Source organism: Dokdonella sp., from assembly GCF_035703485.1.
Classification (GTDB): Bacteria; Pseudomonadota; Gammaproteobacteria; order Xanthomonadales; family Rhodanobacteraceae; genus Dokdonella.
On the sequence record NZ_DASSYD010000186.1, the window covers coordinates 1 to 8,443 of the forward strand.

The 8,443-nt window shown below is 60.7% G+C and carries 4 protein-coding genes; 2 read left to right on the forward strand and 2 right to left on the reverse strand.

The window, feature by feature from the left end; all coding sequences use genetic code 11:
- Together VFN25_RS14260 and VFN25_RS14265 are read left to right on the forward strand one after the other, a co-directional pair.
- On the forward strand, window positions 1–1,223 hold a 1,223-nt coding region (locus VFN25_RS14260; protein WP_325143052.1), incomplete at its 5' end, for an efflux RND transporter permease subunit.
- Between the two features lie 349 nt (window positions 1,224–1,572).
- Entirely contained in the window at window positions 1,573–4,707 is a 3,135-nt protein-coding gene (locus tag VFN25_RS14265; protein ID WP_325143054.1) for an efflux RND transporter permease subunit, read from the forward strand.
- 15 nt (window positions 4,708–4,722) lie between these two features.
- Here VFN25_RS14265 and VFN25_RS14270 read toward each other — a convergent pair whose 3' ends face one another.
- Entirely contained in the window at window positions 4,723–5,115 is a 393-nt protein-coding gene (locus tag VFN25_RS14270) for a hypothetical protein (protein ID WP_325143056.1), read from the reverse strand.
- A 399-nt stretch (window positions 5,116–5,514) separates the two neighbouring features.
- The coding region (gene putA / locus VFN25_RS14275; RefSeq protein ID WP_325143057.1) for a bifunctional proline dehydrogenase/L-glutamate gamma-semialdehyde dehydrogenase PutA at window positions 5,515–8,443 on the reverse strand (2,929 nt) is incomplete at its 5' end.

Sequence of the window (8,443 nt, forward strand, 5' to 3'; positions counted from 1 at the left end):
AGTACGCACTGACCGAGGTTGATGAGAAAGAACTCAGCCGCTTTGCCGGGCGCATGACCACGGCCCTGCAGCAACGTCCGGAACTGGCCGATGTCGCCAACAATCTGGCGGCCAACGGCTTGCAGCTGAATCTGACCATCGACCGCGACCAGGCCAGTCGTCTCGGCGTGCCGATCCAGACCATCAACGACACCCTTTATTCGGCCTTTGGCCAGCGTCAGATCTCGACGATCTTCACCCAGTTGAACCAGTATCGCGTGGTCCTCGAAGTCGACCCGAAATTTCGCACCAGCAGCGATCTGCTCAATCTTCTGAGCGTGCGCGGCAGTGGCAATGGCGCACTGACCGGCAGCAACGCGACCACGCTCGGACAAGCCACATCGAGCAACTCGGCGACGCCGAGCGGCATAGGTTCGCAAGGCAACACCGGCATCGCCATCGGCAGCGGAGGAACCATCACGATGGCCTCGCTCGTGCACGCCGAGGTGATCAATGCGCCGCTGGTGATCAGTCACCAGAATCAACTTCCGGCGGTAACCATTTCGTTCAACGTCGCGCCGGGTTATTCGCTTTCCGATGCGGTCAAGGCGATATCGGAAGTCGAAGGCGGCATCGACATGCCGAGCCAGATCCGTGGCAACTACGTCGGCAAGGCTGCCGAATTCTCCGCTTCGCTCAGCAACGAGGTACTGCTGATCCTGGCCTCGCTGGTGGTCATCTATATCGTCCTCGGCGTGCTTTACGAGAGCTACATCCACCCGATCACGATCATCTCGACCCTGCCACCGGCCGGCGTTGGCGCCCTGCTCGCATTGACCCTGTTCGGTTTCGACCTGTCCATCGACGGCATCGTCGGCATCATCCTGCTGATTGGTATCGTCAAGAAGAACGCGATCATGATGATCGATTTCGCCATCGACGCGCAGCGCGAAGGCATGCCCGCACACGCTGCAATTCGGCGGGCTGCGTTATTGAGATTTCGTCCGATTCTGATGACGACATTCGCCGCAATGTTCGGCGCCTTGCCGCTGGCCCTGGGTGCCGGAATCGGATCCGAGTTGCGCCAGCCGCTGGGTGTTGCCATCGTCGGTGGCTTGCTGCTTTCGCAGTTGATTACCTTGTACACGACGCCGGTCTTGTATCTCTACATGGAACGGTTTTCCGACTGGGTCGCGGCGCGCCGCGAGCGGCGGGCGCTTGCGCATGAGGGGAGGTTGGCGTGACCGCCCGCGCCGATTCTCATTATTTTGCAGGAGCGCCCCTTCGGCTGGGCTCAGGACAGGCTTCAGGCGCGAGCTCATTGTTTCGTGGGAGGCGAGTGAAAAGGCGGCATGGATGCCACGCCGCGAAGCGGCGTGCTTTTGAAGACAAGGGTCGCTGGGCTCCTGCTTTCGCAGGGGCGACGAGGGGCGGGAGGCGGGTGAAAAAAGGCATGGATGCCGCGCTCCGAAGGAGCGAAAAGAAGGGGCACTGGGCCCCTGCCTGCGCAGGGGCGACGGCAAGGTTGGGTGAAATGTGCCCGAGAAAAGCTCACGGACGAAGCCCAATCGCACACCGCGCAGGTCATCCGGGATGAACCTGTCCGGCCCCTTCATTCGCCGTCCGATCGGCACCATCCTGCTTGCGCTCGGCGTCTTCGTCTGTGGCGTGATCGCCTATTTCCAGCTCGGTGTGGCGTCGCTGCCGAATCTCGAGTTTCCGGTCATCTTCGTTGTTGCCAATCAGCCCGGGGCGAGCGCCGAAAACATGGCGACCACGGTGGCGGCTCCGCTGGAGCGGCACATGGGCCAGATTGCCGGTGTCAATTCGATGGGTTCGCACAGCAAGGAGGGCCGGTCGTCGGTGATCCTGTTCTTTGATTTCGACAAGGAAATCGATGGCGCAGCGCGGGATGTGCAGGCGGCGATCAATGCGGCATTGCCCGATTTGCCGAGTGGACTGAATACGGCTCCGATCTACCGAAAGGCCAATCCGAACAACGATCCGGTACTGCTGCTGTCGCTGACCTCGAAATCGCACACGGCGGCCGAGCTCTACAACATGGCCGATTCGCTGCTTTCGCAGCGCGTGCGGCAGTTGCCTGGGGTTGCCGATGTGACCCTTGCCGGTGGTGCGACGCCGGCGGTGCGGGTTGATGTCGATCTCGGCAAACTGACTTCGATGGGTCTGTCGACCGATCAGGTGCGCAATGCGATCGCGGCAGCCAATGTCACGTCGCCGCAAGGATTCCTGAGTGACGGCAAGCGCATGATGACGATTGCGGCAAATGGTGCGCTGACCGAAGGCAGCCAGTTTGCCGATCTGATCGTTGCGATCAAGAACGGCGTGCCAATCCATCTGCGTGACATCGCCACCGTTGGAGACGGTTCCGAGAGCAAGGATCAGGCGGCCTGGTTCAATGGCAAACGTTCGATTCTGATGGCGATTACCAAGCAATCGACGGCGAACGTGATCGAAACGGTCGACAGCATCTATGCGCAATTGCCCTTGATGCGCAGCTGGTTGCCCGAGGGCGTCGAACTGACCCCGTTCTTCGATCGCACGGCAACGATCCGCTCCTCGATCCACGAAGTGCAGATCACCATGGCGATCAGCGTGACCCTGGTCATTCTGACCATGCTGCTGTTTTTGCGCCGGATCGCGCCGACCGTGATTGCGGGCCTGTCTGTGCCGCTGTCGTTGTCGAGTGCCTTCATCGTCATGTACATGTTCGACTTCACCCTCGACAACCTGACTTTGATGGCGCTGATTATCTCGATCGGTTTCGTCGTCGATGATGCGATCGTGGTCATCGAGAATGTCGTGCGCCATCTTGATATGGGCAAGACGCGCTTGCAGGCTGCGCTCGATGGCGCGCGCGAGATCGGTTTCACCATTGTCTCGATTACCGCCTCACTGGTCGCCGTGTTCCTGCCACTGCTTTTCATGGGCGGTTTCATGGGCATGATGCTGCATTCATTCGCGGTGACGATTGCTGCGGCAATCGTGATGTCGGCGGTGGTCTCGCTGACCTTGACCGCCTCGCTGTGCGGCACCTACCTGCAGTCGCACAAGGAGGAAAATCCATCGCGCCTGGTGCAGCGTATCGATGTCGGTCATGCATGGATGCTGAGAGCCTACACGCGGTTGCTCGACTGGTCGCTGCACCATCCAAAGACGATGAGTCTGCAGCCGCTTGTGCTGGTCTTGCTGACCATCTGGCTGACCGGTTTCCTCAAGTTCGGTTTCGTCCCCGAGCAGGACACCGGCATGATTCAGGGCACGACGGTGGCCAGCGCCTCGATTTCCTACGAGTCGATGGTTGAGCTGCAGCGCAAGGTGGCCGATATCGTCGCCGCAGACCCGGCCGTGGATAGCCTGGGCTCGTCACTCGGCGGCGGTGGATTCCGTGCCGGCAGCAATCGCGGCAGCCTCTACATCAATCTCAAGCCGCTCGGCGAGGGCAGAGATCTTGCCACCGCGCAGGTCATGCGTCGCATTGCCAAGAAGGCCGAGAATCTGGCTGGCGTGCAGTTGCGCCTGCGTCCTGTCCAGGATCTCGGTGGCGGCGGTCCGCGTGGCGGTGATTCCTCCTACAGCTATTCGCTGAAGGGCAGCAACTACGATGATCTGATCACCTGGGGACCAAAACTCGCTGCGGAATTGCGCAAATTGCCGCAATTCACCAATGTCAGCACCGAACTCGACGAAGGCGGCATTGCGCAAAATCTGATCATTGATCGGGATACCGCGTCGCGTCTCGGCGTTTCGATCGGTGCCATCGACAGTACCCTGTACAACGCTTTTGGTGAGCGTCAGATTTCGACGATCTATTCGGATCTCAACCAGTATCGAGTAGTCCTCAACGCGGTGACCGGGTCGACCCCGGGACTGGATACCCTGAGCAGTCTGCATGTGCGTGCCAACAACGGGGCGATGGTGCCGCTGTCGACATTGACGCGTATCGAAGCGGGCATTGCTCCGCTGTCGGTGGGCCATGATTTTCAGTTCCCGGTGTTCGATGTCAATTTCAATCTCGCCGAAAACGTCAGCATGGGCGAGGCCAGTTCACTGATCGATCAGACCGTGCTCAACATGCGCATGCCAGGTGGAATCAAGGCCGAGGGCGGCGGAAATTTCCGGCGCTTCTCGGACCAGCAGGATAGCCAGGGATTGCTGATCCTGTTCGCGATTCTGGCCGTCTATCTTGTTCTCGGCATTCTCTATGAAAGCCTGATCCATCCGGTGACGATTCTGTCGACCCTGCCTGCGGCCGGTGTCGGCGCATTGCTGGCAATGCTGGTGACCAATACCGAATTGTCAGTGGTATCGGTCATCGCGATTGTCTTGCTGATCGGTATCGTCAAGAAGAACGCGATCATGATGATCGATTTTGCCCTCAGTGCGGAACGCGAAGGCGGAAAGGCACCAATCGAGGCGATTCGCGAAGCCTGCCTGGTGCGTTTCCGGCCGATCATGATGACCTCGATGGTCGCCATTCTCGGCGCGTTCCCGCTCGCAATCGGTTTCGGTGTCGGCTCGGAAATGCGTCAGCCGCTTGGCATCGCGATGATCGGGGGTCTGCTCGTGTCGCAGAGTCTGACCTTGTTTTCGACGCCGGCGCTGTATCTGGTGTTTGCCCGGATCTCGCAGCGTCGACGTGAGCGCAAGGCAGCGCGCCTGGCCGCAAGAAACTCCGCGCTTTCGACATCTGCCAGACCGGGTTGAATCGACGATTTGATATCAGTCCGCGATTCCGAGCATTGCCGGTTCGAGTGCATCATTCTGGGCAAGTGACGGCGACCGTTGCGTTGGCGGTGTTTCAATCTGCGCAAACACGGTCACTGTCGGCAAGGTCGTAACCGCGAAGTCGGCGACATCTGCCGTGATCGTCATCGTCGGCATCAGAGTTACCGGAATCGGCCGGCCCGGTGCAATGCTCCAGCGCACCTCCGCCGATGGATTCGAGATGCTGGCGCTCACCCTGACGCTGGGTAACAGAGTTGCGGCCAGGGGAGCGCGTGGATCGAGCGTGACGGTCGTCTCGGCTACTGCGTTGAACGAAAGCGCAGCGAGCAAAGCGCCGGCCGCGAAGGCAGTTGTCACATTGCGATTGGTGGATTTACGAGCATTCATGGGGATTCTCCTGCAAGCGGGTCTTGCATACTTCACAGAGCAAGCACCATGCCACTCGTGAAGTTGCGATCGCCTGCAGGGAATGAGATGCAGAATCAATGACTTCGGTTGCTAGGACAAAAGTCATGGATGCGCAAACGGACACAATTACGGACAGTGAAGCTCGTCCGTGGACACCGCGGAAGCTGAGATTTTCAAGCAGTTTCGCGCGATTTCAGCGTTGCACGAACCAGTCGCCGATGACCAGCGTACATTCAACCCAAGTCGCCACTATCGATCTTGCAGGCTTGGGTATGACCATTTGTGCGACGCATGCAAACCAAGCCACGCCGTGTTTGATACGGCGCGGCTCAGGCAACGCTGATCAAATGGCGCAAGCGTCGGTTGATCAGCGTTGCCTTAATCCGCCAACGTCAACAACGAAGCATTGCCGCCCGCTGCGGTGGTGTTGATGGTGACCGTGCGTTCGGTGGCGAAGCGCAGCAGGTAGTGTGGGCCGCCAGCCTTCGGGCCGGTACCGGAGAGGTTTTCGCCGCCAAACGGTTGTACGCCGACCACGGCACCGACCTGATTGCGGTTGACGTAGCAGTTGCCGACTCTCGAGCGCTTGACGATATGGTCGACGGTGTCGTCGATGCGGCTGTGGATGCCAAGGGTGAGGCCGTAGTTGGTCGCGTTGATCTGATCGATCACGTCATCGAGACGCTCGGCCTTCCAGCGCAGCACATGCAGAACCGGGCCGAAGATCTCCTTGTGCAGAATGTCGAGGCGCGGGATCTCATAGGCGCGCGGGGCGAAGAAGGTGCCATGGGCGGTGCCTTCAGCAGCTTCAACCTGGTTGATCAGCTTGGCCTCGCGATCCATGCGTTCGGCGTGCTCGCTGAGCACCCGGTGCGAGGCTTCGTCGATGACCGGGCCGACGTCGGTCGAGAGCAGGCCGGGGTCGCCCATGACCAGCTCGTTCATCGCACCCTTGAGCATGGTGATGACCTTGTCGGCGATGTCTTCCTGGATGAACAGCACGCGCGCGGCCGAGCAGCGCTGACCGGCTGAATCGAATGCGGATGTGCACAGATCCTTGACCAGTTGCTCGGGCAGGGCGGAAGAGTCGGCGATCATCGCGTTCTGGCCACCGGTTTCGGCGATCAGGGCGGCGATCGAGGAATCGCGTGCGGCCAGGGTACGGTTGATCGTCCATGCGGTTTCGGTCGAGCCTGTGAAGCAGACTCCGGCCACGTCAGCCTGGGTCAGCAGCGAATTGCCGAGCACCGAACCCTTGCACGGCACGAACTGCAGAACGTCCTCGGGAATGCCGGCTTCATGCATCAGTTTGACCGCGGCGTAGCCGACCAGGGTGGTCTGGTCGGCTGGCTTGGCGATTACGCTGTTGCCGGCGGCGAGCGCGGCGGCCACCTGGCCGATGAAGATGGCCAGCGGGAAATTCCAAGGACTGATGCAGACGAAGACGCCGCGGCCGTGCAGGAACAACTCGTTCGATTCGCCAGTCGGGCCGGGCAGGATCTCCGGGTGGGCAAACAGCTTGCGGGCCATTGCCGCGTAGTAGCGCAGGAAGTCGGCCGCCTCACGTACCTCGGCAATCGCCGCCGACATGGTCTTGCCGGCTTCGCGCACGCACAGGGCGATAAATTCGCCGCGTCGCGCTTCGAGCAGATCGGCCGTATGTTCGAGAATCTTGGCACGACTGACGGCCGGCAAGCCGTCCCAGCCGGGATAAGCCGCAACCGCATTGCCCAGGGCTTTTTCTAGGACATCGACACCGGCACCACGGGTGTGGCCGATGACGCGGCGGCGGTCGGCCGGATCGGTGACTTCACGAACATCGCCGCTGGCCTTGCAGCCTGGCACCAATGGCTCGGCCGTCCACGGCTTGCGCGCAGCGTTGACGCTTTCGGCCAGGGCCTTGAGTTCATTGTCGTTGGATAGATTGACGCCCATGGAATTCTTCCGTTGTTCGCCGAACAGAGCGATCGGCTGGGGGATGCGGGGGTGTGGTTTGGAGTCGAGTTGGCGAACCAGTTCGCAGGGGTCGGCAACCAGATCGCGAATGGGCAAATCCTCATCGACGATACGATTGACGAAACTCGTATTGGCACCGTTTTCGAGCAGGCGGCGGACCAGGTACGGCAACAGATCTTCGTGGCTGCCGACCGGCGCGTAGACCCGGCATGGAACATTGAGGTTCTTCTTGCCGATGACTTCGGCATACAGATCACCGCCCATGCCATGCAGGCGCTGGAACTCGAACGGACGACCGTGCGCGTAGTGGTGAATCGCGGCAATCGTGTGCGCGTTGTGGGTGGCGAACTGCGAATAAATCAGATCCGCACCGACTTCGAGCATCTGCTTGGCGCAAGCGAGATAGGAGACATCGGTATTCGCCTTGCGCGTGAACACCGGATAGCCGCCGAGGCCGAGTTCCTGGGCGTGCTTGATCTCGGAATCCCAATAGGCACCCTTGACCAGGCGCACGCACCAGCGACGCCCGGACTTGCGTGCCACATCGGCGAGCCAGTCGATGACGAACGGTGCGCGCTTCTGATAGGCCTGCACGGCGAGTCCGAATCCATTCCAGCCCTCCAGGGACGGGTCGACAAATACCGCACCGATCACATCGAGCGAAAGTTCGAGTCGATCGGCTTCCTCGGCATCGACAGTCATGCCGATGCCGAGAGCCATCGACATTTGCGCCAGCTCGAGCACACGCGGAGTCAGCTCGGCGTGGACGCGGGCGCGGTTGGCGACGTCGTAGCGCGGGTGGATTGCCGAGAGTTTGACTGAGATGGATGGCGCTTCGAGCACATCCTTCCATGGTCCACGCTTGCCGAGCGCGGTGATCGCATCGCGATAGGCTTGCAGGTAGCGCGCGGCATCGGCCTCGGTGAGGGCGGCTTCGCCAAGCATGTCGTAGGAGTAGCGATAGGCCGCATTGGCCTTTTGTGACGAGCGATCGAGTGCTTCCTTGAGCGTGCGTCCCATGACGAACTGGTGACCCATGATGCGCATGGCCTGACGCACGGCGAGGCGGATTACCGGTTCGCCGGCGCGGCCGACCAGGCGGCGCAACGCACCGACGAAATTGGTCCGTGTTTCTTCGGCCAGTTCGACCAGCTCGCCGGTCAGCATCAAGCCCCAGGTAGAAGCGTTGACGAACAGCGACTCGCTGGCACCGACGTGCTTTTTCCAGTTGGCTTCGCCTAGCTTGTCGCGGATCAGCTTGTCGGCGGTTTCCGAATCCGGCACGCGCAAAAGAGCTTCGGCGACACACATCAGCAACACGCCTTCCTCGCTGGACAGGTCGTACTGGCGC

Coding starts and splice junctions, on each gene's coding strand:
- VFN25_RS14265 (WP_325143054.1), top strand. CDS start 1,573: ATGAACCTGTCCGGCCCCTTCATTCGCCGTCCGATCGGCACCATCCTG.
- VFN25_RS14270 (WP_325143056.1), bottom strand. CDS start 5,115: ATGAATGCTCGTAAATCCACCAATCGCAATGTGACAACTGCCTTCGCG.